16 protein-coding genes are annotated in these 20,759 nt (G+C 55.6%); 3 read left to right on the top strand and 13 right to left on the bottom strand.

The genetic code is table 11. The features are described 5' to 3' along the window. Window position 1: 1 nt before the first annotated feature. The 10 genes from II896_04210 to II896_04255 form a co-directional block, all read right to left on the bottom strand. Window positions 2-424, bottom strand: coding sequence for a hypothetical protein (locus II896_04210; protein ID MBQ4443848.1), 423 nt, complete (start codon window positions 422-424; stop codon window positions 2-4). Window positions 425-437: 13 nt separating this feature from the next. Then, on the bottom strand, window positions 438-1,310 hold the full coding sequence (locus II896_04215) for a hypothetical protein (GenBank protein ID MBQ4443849.1): 873 nt from the start codon (window positions 1,308-1,310) through the stop codon (window positions 438-440). 13 nt (window positions 1,311-1,323) lie between these two features. After that, complete coding sequence (locus II896_04220; GenBank protein MBQ4443850.1) at window positions 1,324-1,911, bottom strand: hypothetical protein; 588 nt, start codon at window positions 1,909-1,911, stop codon at window positions 1,324-1,326. A 196-nt stretch (window positions 1,912-2,107) separates the two neighbouring features. Continuing rightward, window positions 2,108-3,961, bottom strand: a complete 1,854-nt coding sequence (locus tag II896_04225) for a sel1 repeat family protein (GenBank protein ID MBQ4443851.1) — start codon at window positions 3,959-3,961, stop codon at window positions 2,108-2,110. A gap of 103 nt (window positions 3,962-4,064) precedes the next feature. Further along, the gene (locus II896_04230; protein ID MBQ4443852.1) at window positions 4,065-5,798 is read right to left on the bottom strand and encodes a hypothetical protein; all 1,734 of its coding nucleotides are present in this window, start codon (window positions 5,796-5,798) and stop codon (window positions 4,065-4,067) included. After that, entirely contained in the window at window positions 5,776-6,021 is a 246-nt protein-coding gene (locus tag II896_04235; GenBank protein MBQ4443853.1) for a hypothetical protein, read from the bottom strand. The genes II896_04230 and II896_04235 overlap by 23 nt, the downstream gene beginning before the upstream one ends. Further along, the gene (locus II896_04240; protein MBQ4443854.1) at window positions 6,011-6,541 is read right to left on the bottom strand and encodes a hypothetical protein; all 531 of its coding nucleotides are present in this window, start codon (window positions 6,539-6,541) and stop codon (window positions 6,011-6,013) included. The genes II896_04235 and II896_04240 overlap by 11 nt, the downstream gene beginning before the upstream one ends. Before the next feature lie 667 nt (window positions 6,542-7,208). Further along, on the bottom strand, window positions 7,209-9,644 hold the full coding sequence (locus II896_04245; protein MBQ4443855.1) for a DNA topoisomerase 4 subunit A: 2,436 nt from the start codon (window positions 9,642-9,644) through the stop codon (window positions 7,209-7,211). A gap of 12 nt (window positions 9,645-9,656) precedes the next feature. After that, on the bottom strand, window positions 9,657-11,618 hold the full coding sequence (locus tag II896_04250) for a DNA gyrase subunit B (protein ID MBQ4443856.1): 1,962 nt from the start codon (window positions 11,616-11,618) through the stop codon (window positions 9,657-9,659). 22 nt (window positions 11,619-11,640) lie between these two features. After that, window positions 11,641-12,654, bottom strand: a complete 1,014-nt coding sequence (locus tag II896_04255; protein ID MBQ4443857.1) for a WYL domain-containing protein — start codon at window positions 12,652-12,654, stop codon at window positions 11,641-11,643. 652 nt (window positions 12,655-13,306) lie between these two features. Here II896_04255 and II896_04260 point away from each other — a divergent pair. After that, window positions 13,307-13,831: a hypothetical protein gene (locus tag II896_04260; GenBank protein MBQ4443858.1), complete on the top strand. Its 525-nt coding sequence runs from the start codon at window positions 13,307-13,309 to the stop codon at window positions 13,829-13,831. A gap of 126 nt (window positions 13,832-13,957) precedes the next feature. Here II896_04260 and II896_04265 read toward each other — a convergent pair whose 3' ends face one another. Next, window positions 13,958-15,739 (bottom strand): UDP-glucose--hexose-1-phosphate uridylyltransferase, encoded by a 1,782-nt coding sequence (locus tag II896_04265; GenBank protein MBQ4443859.1) that lies wholly within the window; start codon window positions 15,737-15,739, stop codon window positions 13,958-13,960. A gap of 308 nt (window positions 15,740-16,047) precedes the next feature. Here II896_04265 and II896_04270 point away from each other — a divergent pair, with 308 nt between their 5' ends. Both II896_04270 and II896_04275 read left to right on the top strand, forming a co-directional pair. Continuing rightward, on the top strand, window positions 16,048-17,235 hold the full coding sequence (locus II896_04270) for a galactokinase (protein ID MBQ4443860.1): 1,188 nt from the start codon (window positions 16,048-16,050) through the stop codon (window positions 17,233-17,235). Between the two features lie 44 nt (window positions 17,236-17,279). Beyond that, window positions 17,280-18,707: a nicotinate phosphoribosyltransferase gene (locus II896_04275; GenBank protein ID MBQ4443861.1), complete on the top strand. Its 1,428-nt coding sequence runs from the start codon at window positions 17,280-17,282 to the stop codon at window positions 18,705-18,707. Between the two features lie 314 nt (window positions 18,708-19,021). On the opposite strand, the gene recA is transcribed toward II896_04275, so the two are convergent. Together recA and II896_04285 are read right to left on the bottom strand one after the other, a co-directional pair. Continuing rightward, window positions 19,022-20,029 carry a recombinase RecA gene (gene recA / locus II896_04280; GenBank protein ID MBQ4443862.1) on the bottom strand — a complete coding sequence of 336 codons (1,008 nt, stop codon included), beginning with the start codon at window positions 20,027-20,029 and terminating at the stop codon, window positions 19,022-19,024. Between the two features lie 24 nt (window positions 20,030-20,053). After that, on the bottom strand, window positions 20,054-20,734 hold the full coding sequence (locus tag II896_04285; protein MBQ4443863.1) for a nicotinamide-nucleotide amidohydrolase family protein: 681 nt from the start codon (window positions 20,732-20,734) through the stop codon (window positions 20,054-20,056). Between the last annotated feature and the right edge of the window lie 25 nt (window positions 20,735-20,759).

Here is a 20,759-nt window from a genome sequence, read left to right on the forward strand (position 1 = left end):
ACTACATCACCAGATGGAACACGCGCACTTTCACGTTCGCGGTGCTACTCGTCACGAACACTTTGTTCACGATAGAGGTCGAGGGAGACTCGCTCTTCATCTCGCCTTCGTCCTTCACGTACTTGCAACAGCCGCTTTCGATCTGGATAACGGCGCTAGACGCAGGCCCCAGCGTAAACTTCGGCTCGAACGAACTCGCATTCAAGCCGTTGCCCGCCTTCACGCGCACCTCCGAAGGATGCACGTCGGAAGAATTGATCACCATCAAGAGATAGCGGCTGTCCTTATCCGGCATATCCACGATCGCGCCGTACCCTTTACTGCTGCCCGCCGCCGACACGCCCACGGTGATGTCCTCGTCGCCCAGGACGGTTTTCCACGAATTGACCTTTTTGAGTTCGACGTTCTTTACTACTGCAAACATATCCTACACCTCCTTAATATTTGACGTTGTACACCACCAACTCCTTGGGGCGCACGATACGCGCGTCGAAGAGGATAAATCCCTTCACGGCGTCCACGAATTTCTTTTCGGGTCTATAAGCCTCGGTATGCGTCAAAGGCTTGACGAACGCGATGGCTCTCTTGGTACGCGCCATCACGGTCTCGTATTCGGCGGTCGTACCGTTCACGGTCAAGTCGTGCTTGGCCACGTTATTCGATACCTTGATCTTCATACCGTTGTAGTAGTACACCCTACCCGACTTCAGTATCTGACTGTTGTCGGTGTCGGCGGTACGGTACTCCTTGCGGAACTTCGTGAAGAATTTAGGACCGACGGTTACCACGATTTCCGTCTGGTCGGACACGTCGTTCTGTAGCAAGGTCAACTGCATCTCGTCCAGAATATCGAGCACGTTCTTTTCGCCCGTGCTTGCCGCACCCGTCACGCAGGTGGTGCTACCGAGGACGTTGGCCTCGGCGGACAAAGCCATCGAGGCGATGTAGCGGTCCACTTCGTTGGCCAACCCTTCGGTGGTCTCTTCCTGCAACGCTTCCACCACGCCGTCCAAAGCCTGCGCCTTGTCGATATCGCCGATTTCGTAGTTATAGTAGGCAATATGATTGATGGGCATCACGATAGACGTGCTCGCCACGGTCTCGGGCGAAGCGATCTCACCGCTCGCCTGGTCGCGGGACAGACTGCGTATGGTGGGTTTGGCGATACCCGTAATGGTCACGGACTCGCCCATGCGTTTCACGTCGCCCTCGTACTTACGGTAGCAATCCTCCGCAAACACGCACTTACGTTCGAGGTCGCGGTTGATACCCGCTTCCCATACTGCCGGTATAAAATTGGAATAACTCATTTATTTCCTCCTTCTATTTCAATCTTTTCAGGGACTTTTGCACTTTGTCCCAATGTTCTTCGATGAATTTTGCGCTCATCGACTGCATTTCCGCGAGCGAATAGTATTCGCCCTCTCCTACGGCGGATGCGCCTTTCAGGCTACCCGTCGCGTTGGCCCTCGCCGCGTCGCGGCGCTCCTTGCCGATAAGACTTTTATTGAGGCGCATATATCCGCGATAGATATCCGCCAAAGGCGTCTTCCCCACTTTCCCCTCGGCGTAGGACAGGAAGTCTTCGTCCGCAAACAACGCCTCTTTGTCGAGGTCGGGATAGGCCTTATCGAAGGCCTCGCCGTCGGCGCGGTACCATTCGTCCGTACCCGCTTCGGGCATTTTTCCCTGCGAAGCGTCGGCGTCGCCCGTCGGGGCGGCTTCTTCCTCTTCGGCTACCGAGCCTTTCGCGTCTTCCTCTTTCGCGCATTCGACGCTCGCCCTCTCGTCCTCTTTACCATTGATTTCCTCTCCGCATTCGGGTGCGCCTTGCTGCCGCTCTTGGCTGCAATTATCCGCACCCGTACCCCCGTTTTCCGCGCAAACGGCGCTCTTTTCACTCTCTTCCATACCTGTTCCTCCTATTCAAAAAAGGGCGCCTCGGCACCCTCTTACGATCCTCGCTTTCACCGCGATTCGTTCTACCCAAACAGAAATGGCTCTTCCTTCCCGAAAGAGCCATTCGTTCGTTCTATTCTCCGCAACCCGACGGACGTCGTATTTTACCCGAGCAACGCCTTGTTTCACCCACGGCTCTGCCGTGCGCCTACTCTTCGTCCGCGAAGTTTTCCCAATACGAGGCTTTGACCTCGTTTGCGTCCACGCCGTACCCCTCACGGTAACATTGCGCCAAGAAAAGACAGGCCTCTTTATACCCCGTTTGGGCGGCCTTGGTCGCCCATTGAATACACGCTTTGGGGTCTTCCTTTTCTTCGTCGCCGCCCTCTTTCATGGCCAATGCCAACCGATATTGCGACGGGGCGTGCCCCAAAAGAGCGCATTGTTGCCACAGGCTCAACGCGCGTTTTTGATTTTTCTCGGTGCCTTCGCCTCTCCACAAAAGGCAAGCGAGGTTGTAGTCCGCGACCAAATTTCCTTTCGATTGCGCTCGCTCGAACCACAACGCCGCCATTTTCACGTCTTTCGCCGTACCTTTTCCTTCGAGGTAGCACAGCCCCAGATTGACCATCGCTTGCGAATCCCCTTCGGCCGCCGCTTTTTTGTAGGCGTTCACCGCGCCCGCGTCGTCGCCCTCGGCCTGCAAACTCTCCCCCTCGGCGGTATTCGCGTTGGGGATAGTGCCTCCCGCGTTGCGCTTGTTCAACTCCGCCTTGGCGGGTTCGTACCCCAACGCTGCGGCGCGCGCCAATAGCACCGTGCCTTCTTTTTCGTTTTGCACGGTACCCCAGCCGTTCAACAAACACACCGCCAAGTGATACACGGCGGTGCGCTCGCCTTTTGCGGCCGCTTCGCGCAGGATACGCAATCCCTCTTGCGGATTTTGCACCACGCCTGCGCCGCGCACCAACGCAAAGCCGACGTACGCAGGTGCCGAAAAGTGCCCGCGTTGCATAGCCTCTTCAAACAATTTGAACGCTTCCGCCTCGTCCTTTTCGGTGCCGTTGCCCGTTGCCTTGCAAAGCCCCAGATTAAAGCTTCCGTCCGGGTTGCCTTTATCTCTCGCCGCTTGGAACAATTCGACCGAACGCGCGACGTTTTTCGGGCCGCCACGACCGTCCAGCATACACACGCCCAGATTATTCATTGCGCCGACGTGTCCGCTTTTTGCCGCACGCTCAAACCACAGCCTTGCCGAAGCGGGGTCGGGCTGTCCGCCCACGCCCTGCAACAGCAGATTGCCGTAGGTATTCTCGCCTTCGCTGTCGCCCGAAGCCGCGCTCTTATATATCCATTCCCTCGCCGCCTTGGTGTCGGGGCGCACGCCGATACCTTTTAGGTATCGCACGCCCAAGGGTTGGAAGGCTTTGACGTAACCTTTTTCGGCGGATTTTTGCAGATACTCCGTACTCTTGGCGGGATTTTTCTCGCCCGCCGAACCGTCCATATAGGTCATACTGAGGTTAAAATACGCCTCGGGCAATCCCTTCTCCGCGGCCTCTTCGAAGAGTTGCCGCGCTTTCGATCCGTTTCGTTCGACCAATCGGCCCGTCACGTACATCACGCCCAACTGATTCAATGCGTCCGGGAAGCCCGTTGCCGCGGCTTGCTCGATGACAGAAAGGCCTTCCATCGGCGTCGCGCCGTCCACTTTTCCCTCCATCATCATATTGCCGAGGCGCATCATCGCGGGCACGCTGCCCCTATCTACCGCCAGGCGCAAAAGGCGCATACCTTCTTGCTCGTCTTTCGCCACGCCCACGCCCAAATAGTGCAGGTTGGACAGGTGGAAATACGCGTCCACCGCGCCTCGTTCGGCGCTTTCCCGCAACAAGCGCACGCCTTCCGCCACGTTCCGCATCACGCCGCGCCCGTTCAGCACCAGCAACGCCTCTTGGCATTGACAGTCCGCGTCTTCCGGCGCACCTTCGTGAAAACATTGATACGCTTCGGCGAATTTTTGTTGCGCCAACAGCTTGATTCCCTTTTCGATTTGCAGCATAACACACCTCTTGCGGATTCCGCTATGGCGCCGCGTTTGCCTACGCATCGTCACGGATTTCCCACGACGTCATTATACCACGTATCGCGTGCGTTTGCAAGAATCAGTCGCAATGAAAATGCAGACTTATCCAATCCTCTCCCTCGCCTGCGTCTTCCGTCCACTCGCGCCCCGTTCTTTCGGCCACTTGATGGGCGATGGCCAGGCTTATCACGAGGTCGTCGTGCTTAGAGGGCGACGCCTCGGGGCGGCCTTGGGCGTTCCGCACGAAGAACAGCATTTCCAATAGCGTTTCCCTATCCTTTTCTATGGTCGGGTTATCCCGCCACAACGCTTTGAGGGCGGACAGCATCACGGGGCGCGTTTGCGCGTTGGTCACCCACCCCGCCCGCAAGGTACGAGCGCCCGTCAACGCGTCCGGTCTCTCCCGCAGGTACAGGTTGGGATACCCCCATTTTTGCAGTAGCCGCGTGGGAGCCAGGCTGAAGTTGACCTCTATGCCGATCATCGCCGTATGATAGTACGACCCGAGGCAGTACACCTGCCTTGCGTAGAGGTCGTCGTCCGTATGCTGCACGTGCAAAGTTGCCGCCGTTTCGCCAGTCAAGGCGTTCACCACCTTGGCGGCGTAGTAGTCCGAGCCTTCGCCCGCCGTGTCGCCGCCCAAGGCGTAGGGCGCACGTTCCCGCACGCCGTTCACCTCGCGCGTTTGGGGCGTTTCGTGCAATCTTACGCACCCGTTTTCGTCGTCTATCCATTTGACGTTGGTCACGAATTCCTCCCCCACGTCGTTATGGAATAGGCGACAATCGAAGTAGCCGCGCCTCACCTCCTTTTCTGCGTGGGCGTTCAACGCCGCCAGCACGGATTCGCGGTCGAAATAGCATTCGGCCGAGGAGATAAAGGCCTCCTCGGGGGTACAGGGATACTCCTGCATTATGCCGCTTTTGTCGAGATACGCGCGGTACTTTTCACGGTACCAATTCCGCGCCTTTTCCGTCACGCCCTTCTCTTCGAGCCATTGCAACCGCTTTTCGAGCCACCCGTCCGTCGGACTTGCCCCTACGCGGTCGAGGGTGTATTCGGGCGTCTCCCACCAAGGATAGAACAGATTGACGCACGCCCCTTTGTCCCACAATTCCTTGGCGGCGTTCCACCCGTTGGCGGTGGTCTCGTATATCTGCACGCTGTCCGCCGTCAACGCCTCGCCGATACTTCTCTGCAAACTGTCTAAGCGGCACCGATAAAAGGCCGCCTCGCTGTAATGCACAAAGTTGAGGGTTCTGGATCTACCGAGGTTATCCCCCGCCGCGCCAACGCGCCACGACGAACCCAGCCGTTCGAACACCAATTCCCGCCTGCTGTTATACTTGGTTTTGGGCTTGATAAGCTTTGGCAATCTATCGTACATAGCCTTCGCTTTGTCCGCGAAAATGGCGTTCATATTGTCCAACGTATCCGCCAAGGTAAACCCCGCGAAATGTTTTCTCGCCAGACAATACGTCAACTGCATCGCGGTTATCAAGGTCGTGAAGCCCTGCTGCCGCCCTTTCAGCACGAAGTAGGGCTTTTCGGTGCCGTACCGCTCGAACGCGGCGACAAAATCCTTTTGCACGGCGTTCAGAAAGAAGGGCACCACCTTTTGCTTCTTGTCCACCACTTGCATCACGGCTTCTATCAGCAAATAAGGCTTATCGCGTACACGCGCCCGCATTTCCTTACTATCGGTAATGCGTTTCGCCACGTAGGCCACCAGCCTGTTGTCCTCGCGTATATCCCCGCGCCATCGGCTTTTCCTCAGGGCGATCAATTCCTCAACCGTCGTCGAATCCGTCAAAACTCTCGCTCACCTCCTCTTGCGCCATCAATGTCTTGCCCAAGGCGGCCAATTCTTTGATCCCCGTCTGCTTGGCGGCGGCCAAATACCACTCGTACTGCGCTTTTGCGGCGGTATCGCCCTTTTTGATTTTGGGCAAAAGGGACAGCATATTGTTTTCCATCACCAGCAGATGTTTCAGTTTTGCGGTCAGCACTTCTTCCAACAACTCACTACTCGACATCTTTCTCCCCCGCCAACGCCTCGCACACGAGGTTGATTTTGACCCACATCAAATCGGTGTCTATATCGAGGTCACGCGCGACTTCCTCCACGCTCTTGCCGTCTACGAACAAGGCCACGGCCAATTTTCGCTTGCCCTCGTCGAGTTTGTCCATACGCGGGGCCCACTCGCTTAGGGCCGCGTCGCCCAATTCGCCTATTCGCTTCACCAAGGTTTTCAACGCCTTGTCCTCGCCGTCCGTCGTCTGACCCATTTCGAGATAGGCTTTGCGCAAAGCGCGCATACGCATCAGCGACTTATACGCCCTTTTGGCTTGCTTCCCCAATTCTTCCGTGCGCCGTCCGTAAGGGGTATCTTCCCACCCCTTCCGCACGCGGTAGCGCACTTCCACGTGGCGCATACAATGGTAGGTGCAGTATTTACTACCCTTATACGTCCACCCCCAATCGCGGCCGATCACGGTCAAAAACACCTTTCCGCACACGGGACATACGTTTTCGTCCATCGTCAAATAATCCATATATACCTCCGATTTACGGCCAAAGACCATAGGCCCCGCCGCCCTTAATATTGATTTCCCCTATTTCGTTTTTTTCGGATATTCCCGACGCGTTTTCCGCGCCGTTTCGTCTTCGCCTTCGCCGCCTCGGTTCCGCTCGTTTCCCGACCGACGCGGCGTTTCGCCGTGCCATATCGAATAGGCATACCCTTTCTTCGGCGGGCACTCGTTTCTCCGCTACGCGTTTCCCGAATGCTCGTAGCGCATTTACGCACTATCTCTCCCCCATAGTTGCATTATACAACCGCAAGTTGTATTTTGTCAATACGTTTTCACGCATTTACAACTTTTCGGCTTAATAAAAAATCTTAATACAACCATTCGGCGTATTGGCATATTTATATATAAAAAGGAAAATAATAATATTCTTACCCTACTAAGTAACGCACGCTATCGGCGTGCAAACCGCGTTGCATAGCAATATCTCACGATTTTCTTTGTGCTTTATACCGCGTCGGCTCTGCCGATATAGCGCGCCCTGTCCGCTCGTCGCCCGCGTTGCGCACCTTCTCCGCAAACTATTTTGCCTTATCAATACCCGCGAATACCCAAAACCCCCACGCCGAAGCGCGGGGATTTTAAGGAAGGTACATATAATATGGGAATTATATTTCTAATGGATTGCCGTCTATTCTACGGCGATATGGTGCACGGCTGCGCCCGTTATCTTCACGCCCAAGCGGCTTATCAAATTGCAACCTCTATCGTAGATATCCGCCATCATAATGTCGGTCATACGCACCGAATCGAAGTCGTCCTCGCCGAAGAAGGCGCACACGCTGTCGCTCTTTTCTATGCGCCCGAAGGTCAGCAGATCGCACATGACCGAGGTACCCTTGCGCATCTTGTCCGTCTTGGGCACTTCGGACAGGAAGACGACCTTCGCCTTGCCGTTCTTGGACACGCACAGCACGGTATCGCCGTCGCTCATCAAGCCGGCCGCGATCACCTTGTCGCTATCGTCCAACCGAATGGCGCCCGCGCCCAAGGTCAATCTGCCCTTCACCATAAAGCCCGTCGCCGCCGTGCGTATGACGAAGCCTTTTTCGGTGGCCAACACCACGTCTTTACCCTCGTCGTAGATCTCGGTCGCCAGCACTTTCACGGTGTCGTCCTTCAACTTGATGGCCGCGCCGTAGTCGTCCCTCGTCATATACTCGCCGAGGGCGGTCACGCGCACCATACCGTCCGAGGTATACGCGATGATATTGGTATTCTCCACGTCCTCTTCTTTGACCACCACCACGCTCACCACGGTCTCGTCCGCCTGCGCTTTTGCGAACAGTTTTTGCAAGGCGAATCCCTTTTCTTTGAGTTTGCGTTCTTTGAGGTCGCGCACTGTAAGTCTTGCGAAGTTGCCCTTATCCGTAAAGGCAAACAGCGTCATATCGTTGGTACAGGGCACCAACTGCCGCACCACGCCGTCCACCGCCGTCAACTCCTTGCTGCACGTAGAGAAACTCCGCGCGGTCACGAATTTCATCGTGCCGTTCTCGTGCAATATCACTTGGCCGTTCAACACGATTTTCTCGGGGTCGACGTTCTCTTGGATGACGATATCCGCCGAGTTGACGATACGCGTTCTTCTGGGCGTCTTGTACTTGCGCTTGATGGCGGTCAATTCGTCGGCCACCACTTCGAGTTGCCGCTTGTCCGATTTCAGTATTTCGCTGAGATACGCGATCTGCTTCACCAATTCGGCCAATTCGTCCTGCAAGTCCTTCACTTCGAGGGCGCACAATCTGCGCAATTTCATATCGAGAATGGCGGTCGCCTGTTTTTCGGTCAAACTAAACCGCACCTGTAAGGTCTTCTTGGCTTCGGTCGACGACGCGGCTTTCTTGATGATACGCACCACTTCGTCGATATTATTGATGGCCACCAATAGGCCGCGCACGATCTCCTCGCGCTCCTTGGCCGCCGCCAAATCGTAGGCGGTACGGCGTTTGATCACGGTCTTTTGATAGTCCACGTAATAGGATATGATCTCCATCAATCCCAACTGCTTGGGTTTACCGCCCGCGATGGCCACCATATTCACGCCGAAGGACTTGCACAGGTCGGTCTGCTTGAAGAGCATCGCCACCATCTGCTTCACGTCCGCGTCGCGTTTCAACTTTATCACGGCTCTCGTACCTTCGCGGTCGCTCTCGTCCAATATATCGGCTATCCATTCATAGCCGGGTTTCTTGGCGTCGCGGTTCTCCGAAATCTTGCGCAACAAACTCTGTTTGTTGACTTGGTACGGGAATTCGGTGAAGACGATATTTTTCTTATCGCCCTCTTTCTCCACGTGGAACACCGCGCGGATCAACAGTTTACCTCTGCCCGTCTTGTAGATCTCCTCCAAATTTTCCGCGATGAGTTCGCCGCCGGTGGGAAAATCGGGCGCTTTGATATACTTCAGCATTTCCGCGAGGTCGGGCTTCTTCCTTGCGGTCAGACAGCCGATATAATACACCGTGCCGTCGATGACTTCCCCGAGGTTATGCGTGGGAATATTCGTCGCCAAGCCCACGGCGATGCCGTTCGCGCCGTTCACAAGGAGGTTGGGGAAGCGGCCGGGCAGCATCTGCGGCTCCTTCAAAGTGTCGTCGAAGTTGGGCGAGAACATTTCCGCAGGCATCTTGTCGAGGTCGCGCAGAAGTTCGAGAGACAGTGGCGACAATCTCGCTTCGGTATAACGCATGGCGGCCGCGCCGTCCCCGTCCACCGAGCCGAAGTTGCCCTGTCCTTCTACCAGGATACCGCTCATATTGAAGTCCTGCGCCAAACGCACCAAGGCGTCGTACACGGACGTATCGCCGTGGGGGTGATACTTACCCAAGCATTCACCGACGATACGCGCGCATTTCTTATAGGGTTTATCGGGCGTCAGGCCCAATTCGTTCATGCTGTACAAGATACGCCGTTGCACGGGTTTCAAGCCGTCCTCTACGCGCGGCAAGGCCCTATCCAATATGACGTATTCGGCAAAGGGCATCATGCTCTCGTGCATGACTTCTTCGAGGGGTTTATCGAATATTTTAGTCACTTCGCTCATTTCCATTTGTTCTTCATTCATAACCGTCCCTCCTTAGTCCTTTCTGATGAAGTCGTCCACTTTGTTGAAGTCGGCGTGTTCGCTGATATACGCTTTACGCGCGTCGATATTATCCCCCATCAAGGTAGACACCATGCGTTCCGCCTCCGCGCCGTCCTCCAAAGTCACGCGCATCAAACTGCGCCTGTCGGGGTCCATTGTGGTCTCCCACAGTTGCTCCTTGCTCATTTCGCCCAAGCCTTTGTAGCGTTGCATTTCGGGTTTACCGCCCATTTCCTTCACGGCGGCGTCCAATTCGCGGTCGCTGTACACGTATTTCACCACGCCTTTCTTGCTCAAACGATAGAGGGGCGGCATACCGCAGTAGACGTGCCCTTGCGTGATCAATTCCCGCATATAGCGGTAGAAGAAGGTAATCAACAGGCAGCGGATATGCCCGCCGTCTTGGTCGGCGTCCGCCAGGATGATGACCTTATGGTATTTCAAATTTTCCACGTTGAATTCGTCGCCGAAGCCCGCGCCGAACGCCGAGATCATCGTGCAGATCTCCTCGTTTTCCAAGAGTTTCTCTATGCGCTGTTTTTCCGCGTTGATGATCTTGCCGCGCAGGGGCAGTATGGCTTGTGTCTGACGGTTGCGGCATTGTTTCGCCGTGCCGCCTGCCGAGTCGCCTTCTACTATGAACACTTCGTTCAATTCGGGTTTCCGTCCCGTGCAGGGCGCCAATTTACCGATGAGGTTGCTGGCCGACGCGTTGCTTTTCTGCCGCGCTATATCCTTGGCTTTTTTGCTGGCCACACGCGCCCGTTGCGCCGACATAGCCTTGTCGATGATGGCGTCGCCCACCGACCAATTTTTCTTATCCGCCAAGTAGGCGCTCAATTTTTCCACCACCACGCTTTCCACGTACAACTTGGCGTCCGTACTACCCAACTTGCTCTTGGTCTGACTCTCGAATTGCACGTTGGCCATTTTGAGCAAGAGCACGCAGGTCAAGCCTTCGCGGAAATCCTCGCCCAAGAAGTTGGCGTCCTTGTCTTTCAGAAAGTTGCGGCTTCTCGCGTAGTCGTTCAGGACGCGCGTCAAGGCCGACTTGAGACCGGTCTCGTGCGTACCGCCGTCCGTGGTGGGAATATTGTTGACGTACGACGCGATGGTCTCGTTATAGCTGTCCGTATATTGGATGGCCACTTCGAGCTTGCGGTCGTCCAGGCTGTCGTCCGACAGATAAATCACGTCGTCGAATATCTTGCTCTTGCTGTTGTTGATATATTTCACGAGGTCGATAATACCGCCCTCGTAGCACAGCGACACGGTGTAGGGCTGCATATTGTCGTCCAACTTGCGCTTGTCGATCAAGGTGAACCGCGCCCCCCTGTTCATAAAGGCGGTGTCCTGCAAGTGTTTCACGATGATATCGGTATTGAACTTGATGGTCTCGAAGACCCTGTCGTCGGGCATAAACCGCACGAAGGTACCTTGTTTCTTGGTCTTCTCCCCTTTTTTGAGAGGGCCAACGGGCACGCCCGACTGTATTTCGCCGTGCTCGTCCTCCACTGAGTGGAAGCGCTGCTCGTAGACGTAGCCGTCGCGGTAGACCTGCACTTCCAGCCATCTTGACAGCGCGTTGACCGCCGAAGCACCCACGCCGTGCAAGCCGCCCGAGAACTTGTAGTTCTTGTTGTTGAACTTGCCGCCCGCGTGCAATTCGCAGAAGACCACTTCCACGGTGGACACGCCCAATTCGGGGTGCATACCCACGGGGATACCTCTGCCGTTGTCCTCCACGGACACCGAGCCGTCGGCGTACAGTATCATCGTCACTTGGTCGCCGTAGCCGTTGGTAATTTCGTCCACCGAGTTGTCGAATATCTCCCACAACACCTGGTGCAAACCGGGCTCGCCCGTGCCGCCGATATACATACCGGGGCGTTTACGTACGGCGTCCAAACCTTTTAGCAATTCGATTGAGTTCTGATTATATTCTTGAGCCATAGTACACCTTCCTTCCTTTTCTCTATCGTTTATCCTCCGTGGCCTTTTGCGCGGTCAATTCCTTTTCGAGGACGGCTATATATTCGTCGCATACGCTTTGCGGCGCGTACAGGCGCACATTATCCCCCGTCGTCAGTAGCCACGAGAAAAACACGGGCGACACTTGCACGTCGCACGCAAAATAGAACGTGCCGTCCCGCCTATCCACCAGGCGCAGATCGTACCCGAACTTATCCAGCACCATATTGATGACCTTGGGCTCGTTCTTGCACAAAAAAGTCACGCGCTTGGTCTCGCCCGCGTACATACCGAAAGTACTTTTAAGGTACTTCGCCACGGGCAATTCTTTCGCCCACAGCGGGATGTCCGCCTTTTCTTTTTCGAGCGCGATATCGCACATTCTGTCCACGCGGTAGGTCACGTAATGATCGCGGTCCGCCATCACGGCCAGCATATAGTAATTATCGTCTTGGCACACCAATGCCTTGGGCGTCACGACGTACCACTCCGAGCCGTCCGAACGCTTGCGATACGCGCGTTCTTTGTTTACGTCGAGGTCAAAGTAGCGGAAGCGCACTTTGCGCCTTCTCTCCAAGCACTTTTGCAAGGCTTCGATATTGTCCGTCACAAAGTCGTCCTTTCGTTTTCCTTGCACAAATTGCGTACTGCCGCGGAGTCTTTCGCCCTTGGCGTTTCCGCCCAGCGCGGCGATTTTCATCGTCAACTCCTTGCTCTTCGCCGTGCTCAAAAACTTAGCGGCCTGCACCGTATCCATCAACAACCGCAACTCGGCCATAGAAAAACTATTGTCGTCCACGTAGTATTCGTTGACTTTGGTTCTCTTCACCTTCACGGGATAATCGAGTTCTTGCAGGATGCGGATATCGTCGTATACCGACTTTCTTTCGCACACGATATCCTCGTCCGCCAGTCGTTCCATCAACTCCACGGTGCTCATCGTGTTCTCTTCGTCCGTCTCCTGCCGCAGAATTTCCCAAGTGCGCAGCAATTTGATTTTTTGATTTTTGTTTTTCATCAGTCCTTAATGTACCGCCTTCTCGCTTCCCGTTTCGCACGAGATGCCCTTACGAGCTCCCTCGCCGCACTTGCGACGATAGACAACACGCCTGCGACGCCCACTATGATACAAGCAATATTCAGACCAAACATATCCTTCTCCTTCGCCTTCGGCGGATTTGTTTTTCTCCGCGCTCTCGGCTCGTTTGATGAGATCATTATAGCCCGAATACCGCTATTCGTCCATATTTAGTTGTCCTTTTTATTGTACACCATTTTCAAAAATTTGTCAAGCCTTTTTAGCGATTTTTTTATTAAAAAATTCAATTATTTTCGCCGCTTTCGTCCCATTATCCGTACATCATGTTGCCTTACTCCGCCTACGCACAACCGCCTCGCACCGCATAGCGATACCACGCAAATCCCCGTGGAATAATCTCGCGTGGGCACGGCCCAATATCACGTTCCCCTGCGATTCTCAATCTTTCCGCACCTTGCGCCAAAGCGCAAACTTCACGCAAGGTTTTGTCTTGAACTTCGCTTGCATAGCAAACTTCACTTCGCCGCAGGCGAAACTTCAAGCACGCTTTGACGTGCCGCTCGCCCCATTTCCCCTTTTTCTCTCCATCTTTCCCATTTTTCCCCATTTCGCGCCGTGCTACAATACCTATATGAAATTCCAGACCGTCAAAAAAGGCTACGATCCCAAAGCAGTCGATCAATATATTTCCGTCAAAAGCGAGGAGCACCGCGACCAACTCGACACGGCCAAGCAACGCGCCGCCCTTCTCGTCGAAGAAAACGACGCCCTTCGCCGCGAGGTAGAGGGTTTACGCCGCAACGAAGCCAAGGTTACGCGCCTGCTCATCGATGTGCAAACGATTGCCGAACGTGCCGAGCACACGGCGGACGAATACGCGCGGCTCGAAGCCGAACGCCTTTCACAATTCAAAGAAAAATGGGTGGATTACGCCACCGAGTATCTCCACCGCACCCTGCCCGACTTTGCGGACAAATTGGACGCCTACTCCTACGACTACGCGCACCGACTCAAAGAAAACCTATCCCAAAATCTCTTTCTTCTCTCGGATCCCCTTTGGGCGGACTATCAGGCCGAGACCAAACGCACCGCGTCCTCTCCCGGCGCCCCCGTCCACGTCGAGGATCTTCTCGCCAGATTACAAAAGAAAGAATAGTCCGTAAAATTCAACGCTCTTCGGTCATTTCGCATCTTTCGAAACGTCGCAATAGTAAAAGCGGCTACCGTCATTCGACGATAAATTCGCTACAAAAAAGGGTTGTCATCAACAACCCTTTCTTTTTTATTCCTTTTTCCTCGGACGTCCCGGCCCGCGCTTGACGGTCGGTTCTTCCCCATCGGGGTTCTTTCTCGGTCTTCCGCGTCCGCGTTTGACGGGTACTTGCGGCGCGTCCTCTATGGCGGCTTCCGCCGACGAATCGCCTTCTGCTGCATTCTCAATAGCGGGTTGCACCGCCTCGGCGGTCTCCTCTTTCGCTTCACCGCCGCCTTGCGCGCTCTGCTCCGCCTCTTTGAATACGAACTCGGCAAAGCCGAGGCTCTTCATAAACTTGTCGAAATGCGCCTGCCCCTCTTCGTCGTTTTTGAAGACGGCCGTGCAATTCAGTATGCGCTCGCACGTAGCGTTGATATATCCGCGCACGATTTCGCTTGCCTTTTCTTTGTCGGCCACGAATCCGTTGGCTTTCAGCAGTCCCACGATCATATTCTTGTGTTTGCTCATGGGATTTTCGCCATCCGACAGCGCTTTCTCGTCAAAAGTTGTCGAACCACAGAGGATATCCGCCACTTGATCCATCTCTTTTTCCAACCTGCCGGGCAGGATGAACGTACCCAACGCCTCGATGATGCCGATGGCCTCTTTCTTGATATGGTGCATATCTTCCGTGGGGTGGAAGATACCAAAGGGATGCGCCTCGTCCGTGCGGTTGTTGCGCAATATCATTTCACAATAGTATTCGCCCCTCTCCATGCGGAAGACGGGAGTCACGCTGTTGTGCTGCACGCCGTTCGTACCGGCGTAGATCCCCACCGACTCGTCGGTATATCCGAGCCACATCGTGTACAAATAGTTGGCGGCTTTTACGAGTTGAACGCGGTCGCGGCAGCGCATACGCACCACCGAGTTGTACCAATCCACGATGCCGAATTTGACGTTGGGATAGGCCATATTGGTATATCTCGCCCGCAAATAACGGCTGAACATGGGATGCACTTTCGCACCGCCCTGGAAGTGGTCGTGCGCCAATATCGAGCCGCCCACGATGGGCAGAGGCGCGTTCGCTCCCACGAAAAACGAGGGAAAGATGCGGATTATCTCGGTCAGGTGCAAAAAGGTCTTTTCGCTTAGCCCCATCGGCACGTGCTTGCTGTTGAAGAAAATGCAATGGTGCGTAAAGTAGCTGTACGGCGAATACTGCATATACCATTGTTCCCCATCGTCAAAGACGATGGGCACGGCGCGCAAGGTACTTCTCGCCGCCCAGCCGGGCTTGCCGTAAAAGCCGATATTCTCGGCGCAAAGCATACACTTGGGATATCCCGTTTGGGGGGCGGCCTTAGCGGCGGCCACCTCTTTGGGATCCTTTTCGGGCTTGGCGGTATTGATGGTCACCTGTATATCGCCCATACTCGCCGTGAAGCGCCATTTGGGGTTGGCGGCGATGGCTTTCATGGGGATATAGCCGCTCTTTTGGCACAGGTCGTAGAACCAATCGCAGGCATAGCGCGTGCTCTCGCTGTAACTGATGGCGTCGAAGCGCTCCATCACTTCCGCGGGGGTCGGCATCACCAAGGACGTCAGGCGCACGCCGAAGCGTTCCCTGTCCGCCTCGTCGATAATACCGTATTCCACGGCGTATTGCACCAACGGATTCAAAATATCCGCCAATTCCTTCTCGCAATTCTCCAACGCGTCCGTCCGCTCGGTGAGGTGCAATTCGTACATCAAATTATTCCGCGCCCAAAACTCGTTCGGTGCCGGCAAAGACAAATACTTGCGTCCATACGCAATCAAATGCTCCACGTACACCATTGCCATAGTCGTATTCGTTTGTTTATTCACCCGTCCACTCCTTTACAATTATTCTTTATATCACGCATTTCGCCGCGTTCGGTGCGAAATTACGCAAAAAAGCGAACTCCACCCAATTATTCTTCACTCCTTCGCCCCAAATAAAAACACAAAGGCGCAAGGACTTTCAAAATAATCTTGATATTTGTTACAAAATAATGTATAATAATTTGGTGCGCAACCTTGCGCAATTACATTATACAATAGAAGGTATGCTTATGGCAAGTACAAATTTAGATTTAATGATGACAAAATCGGCGGATTTTTGCGAAATAGCGCGCAGGCTCTACGGCCCTTCTGTGGACTTATCCAAAGTTGCCGACCGCTTCGTCGGCTTGGGCAAATTGCACGAAGCCACCTTCGACTGCCGTAATTACGCCTTTTTCTCTTCCCCCGGCCGCATCGAGCTATTGGGCAACCACACCGACCACCAGCACGGCAAGGTCTTGTGTGCTTCCATCAATCTGGACACGTTGGCCGCGGTCACCCCGCGCAAAGACGGCCGCATCCTCATCAAATCGGGCAACTATCCCCTCATCGATGTCAGGCTCGACAACGTAGACTACAATCCCGCCGAGCAAGGCACCTCTTTGGCGTTGGTCAAGGGCGTGATCACCTATTTCCGCCGCAAGGGCTACTCGGTGGACGGTTTTTCCGCCACCATGACCAGCAACGTGGCCCGCGGTTCGGGCGTCTCCTCGTCCGCCTCGTTCGAGTGTCTGGTCGCAGAGGTCATCAACGTGCTGTTCAACGAGGGCAAAATCGACGCCGTCGAAAAGGCCAAGGCTTCCCAATGGGCGGAGAGTGAATTCTTCGGCAAGCCCTGCGGCCTTCTGGACCAATGCGCCATCGCCTTGGGCGGCGTCAGTTATATCGACTTCGCCGATCCCGAGCGCCCCGAGGTACGCAAGGTGGACTACCCCTTCTCCTCGCGCATCGTGTTGGTCAATTCGGGCGGCGATCACACCCGCCTCACCGATTGCTACACCGCCATCAAGGACGAGATGCAGTCTGTCGCCGCTTTGTACGGCGCACAATATCTCCGCGACGTACCCTACACCGCCGACCTGTTCGCCCGCGCCCGCGAGGCGGGGCTATCGGGTCGCGCCGTACTTCGCGCCATTCACTTCTTTGAGGAGGAACTCCGCGTGGAAGCGGCCGTGGACGCCATCGACTCGCTGTCCGAGCCCGACTTCTACGACGCCGTGGGCAGTTCGGGCCTAAGTTCCGCCTGCTATCTTCAAAACACCTGCGTACCGGGCGACGATCGCCAGCCCATCAACTTCGCGGTCGAGTACCTTCGCGCGTTGGGCGCCGAGGCCTGCCGCGTACACGGGGGCGGTTTCGCGGGCACGGTACTTGGCATTTTCGCCAAAGAGGACTTCGACGCGGCCTACGCAGCGTTGGTGTCCCTCTACGGCGAGGACAACGTGTTCGCCATCGACATTCGCCCCGACGGCGCCACCTTCACGGGCATACGATGCTGACCCAAGGGCGTATATACGCCCTTTATTATAACAAGGAGAAACTTATGCGCAATCTCAGTTTACTCACCGATCTATACGAGCTCACGATGATCTACGGCTACTACAAGTGCGGTATGCACCGTAGGGAAGCCGTGTTCGACCTCTTTTTCCGCGGCACCACCGAGTTGTCCTACGCGGTCGTGTGCGGGTTGGAGCAAGCCGTGGAGTACGTCCGCAACATTCACTTCGACGAGGCGGACATAGCCTACCTTCGCTCGCTCAACCTCTTTGACGAGGGCTTCTTGGAGGAGCTTCGCCGCTTCCGCTTCTCGGGCGACGTGTACGCCATGCCCGAGGGCACCATCGTCTACCCCTACGAGCCCATTCTCACGGTCAAAGCGCCCGTATTCGAGGCGCAACTGATGGAGACCACCTTGCTCACCATCATCAACCACCAGACGCTCATCGCCACTAAGGCCAGCAAGATAGTGGGCGCCGCCCAAGGTGCCGTGATGGAGTTCGGTCTCCGTCGCGCCCAAGGTCCCGACGCGGGTATCTACGGCGCACGCGCCGCTATGATCGCGGGTTGCGTCGGCACCAGCAACGTCTTGGCGGGGCAAATGTTCGACGTTCCCGTCTCGGGCACGCACGCGCACAGTTGGGTGATGAGTTTCGACTCCGAACTCGAGGCCTTCCGCGCCTACGCCCGCCTTTTCCCCGACGCCTGTCTTCTTTTGGTGGACACCTACGACGTCCTTTCCTCGGGCATTCCCCACGCCATCACCGTATTCAAGGAACTGCGCGCCGCGGGGCACGAGCCTTTGGGCATTCGCATCGACTCGGGCGATATTGCCTACCTCTCCAAAGAGGCGCGTCGTATGCTGGACGAAGCGGGCTTTCCCAAGGCCAAGATCTGCGCCTCGGGCGACATTGACGAATACGTCCTTCTCTCCCTCAACGCACAGGGCGCGCGCATCGACAGCTACGGCATCGGCACCAAGCTCATCACCAGTTTCACCATGCCCGCTTTGGGCGGCGTGTACAAGATGGCGGCCATTGAGGGTGCGGACGGCGTGTTAGCGCCCAAAATCAAGATCAGCAATACGTTGGAGAAGATCACCAACCCCGGGCTCAAAAAGGTCGTGCGCTTCTACGACAACGACACGGGCAAGGCCATCGCCGACCTCATCATGCTCAAGGACGAGCCCAATCCCGACGGCGCGCCCTACACCATTTTCGACCCCACCGAAACCTGGAAGCAAAAGACCGTGGTCAACTACCACGTCAAGGAGTTGATGGTAGACGTTTTCAAAGACGGCGAGTTGGTCTACGATCTGCCCATCCTCAAAGAGATCACCGCCTACCACAAGACCTGTATGGACAATATGTGGGAGCAATACAAACGCATCACCAAACCCCATATCTACAAGGTCGATTTGTCCCAACGCCTCTACGACCTCAAGATGACGCTTCTTTGCAAGGAAGAACAATAACCGCACCGTCTAATCTCGTATCGTAGAGACGGTACGCAAAAAGGCAATAGCCGTTTCGAGCAAGAACGTCATTCCGATTTTATCGAGGGATCCCCCCAATAGGGGCACACACTTCATACACACAAAAAGCCCCCAACGTAGGGGGCTTTTTCATACATTCGCTTCGCCATAGGCGAAACTCCACGCACGCTTCAGCGTGTCCGAATCCCAACGGACGTCGGATTTCTCCCAAGGCATTGTCTTGGATTTCTCCTTACGGTAGGCAAGATTTCTCCCGTATGCGGTGCATACGGATTTCACGCTGCCTTTGGCGGCTATTCTTCCGTGCCTTCTCCGACCACGCCTTTCATGGCTTGCAGCACCTTGTCGGTCAGTTCTTCGCGCAGTTCGGCGTCCTCGCGTAAGAGGTTGACCACGCGGTCGCGGCCTTGGCCGAGTTTCTCGTCGTTGTAGCTGATCCAGCTGCCGCTCTTCTTCAGGATGCCGTGCTCGATGGCGAGGTCGACGATGCTGCCCTCGTTCGACACGCCCTTGCCGTAGATGAGGTCGAATTCGGCCACTTTGAGCGGGGGCGCAAACTTATTCTTGACCACTTTCACGGTCGTGCGGTTGCCGATGACGTTCGCGCCGTCCTTGATGGGATCCTTCTTGCGAATGTCCAAGCGCACCGAGCAGTAGAACTTCAACGCCTTGCCGCCGGGGGTGGTCTCGGGGTTACCGAACATTACGCCCACTTTCTCGCGCAATTGGTTGATGAAGATAAGGCAGGTCTTGGTCTTGTCGATGATGGCGGTCAGCTTACGCAGGGCCCTACTCATCATACGCGCCTGCATACCCACGGGGTTGGTGGCCATATCCCCTTCGATCTCGGCTCTCGGCGTCAACGCGGCCACGCTGTCCACCACGATGATATCGATGCTGCCGCTTCTCACCAAGGCCTCCACGATGTCGATGGCCTGCTCGCCGTCGTCGGGTTGCACGATATAGAGGTCTTGCAATTTCACGCCCAACGCCGCCGCGTAGTTGGGGTCGATGGCGTGTTCCGCGTCCACGAACGCCGCAATGCCGCCCGCTTTTTGCGCCTCGGCGATGGCGTGCAGACAAATGGTAGTCTTACCGCTCGACTCGGGGCCGTACACCTCGCTGATACGTCCGCGGGGGAAGCCGCCTATACCCAATGCGTTGTTGAGGGCGATGCTGCCCGTCGAGATCACTTCCACTTCGCCCACGTAGTCGTCGCCCAATTTCATGATGGCGCCTTTGCCGAAGGTCTTTTCGATTTGTTGTATAGCCTGTTCCAATGCTTTTTCTTTTTCGGTCATTTTCGTATATCTCCTCGCTTATTTTCAAATGTTACGCAACGCGTGCAATAATGCCCACGCGGCCGCCTGTCTTCTCACGCCCTCACGGTCGCCCGAGAAGATATGCATATAGGTCTGCACTTTTTCCTTGGTCGCCACGCCTATGTAGGTCAGGCCCACGGTCGTGCACACGCCGTCACCCTTTGGCCCCGCGATACCCGTCGTGCTCACGGCGATATCGCACGTATCGTTTTCCAATAGCCCCTTGGCCATAGCGGCGGCCACTTCGCTCGACACCGCGCCCTTCTCCACGATAAGCGCCGTATCCACGCCCAAGCGTCCCGCTTTCGCGCCGTTCGAGTAGGCCACCACGCCCTCGTAGAAGACGTCGGTCGCGCCGGGATAGCGCACCAATTCGGCGGACAACGCGCCGCCCGTCAGACTCTCGGCCACCGAGATATGCTTGCCTTTTTCGCGCAATTTCTCGGCCACCAGCACGCCCAAGGGCTTGTCCTCGTGGGCGTATATACCGTCCCCCCACAATTCCTCGATCTTCACCTTCGCGGCCGCTTCGCTATCCTCGGACAGCGACTCCATTTCCCACCAAAGGGTTTTGTCGTAGCGCCCGCCCACGTTGGTCACCAAGGTCGGAAAGGCGTCTTTCAAGTGCGCCAATTTCACTTCCCACTCGTCGAGATCTTGCACCAATATTCTTACACAATTCATGGTTTCCTCCTTATTCCACCGATTA

The organism is Clostridia bacterium (genome assembly GCA_017394805.1).
Taxonomy (GTDB): Bacteria; Bacillota; Clostridia; order Christensenellales; family CAG-1252; genus RUG14300.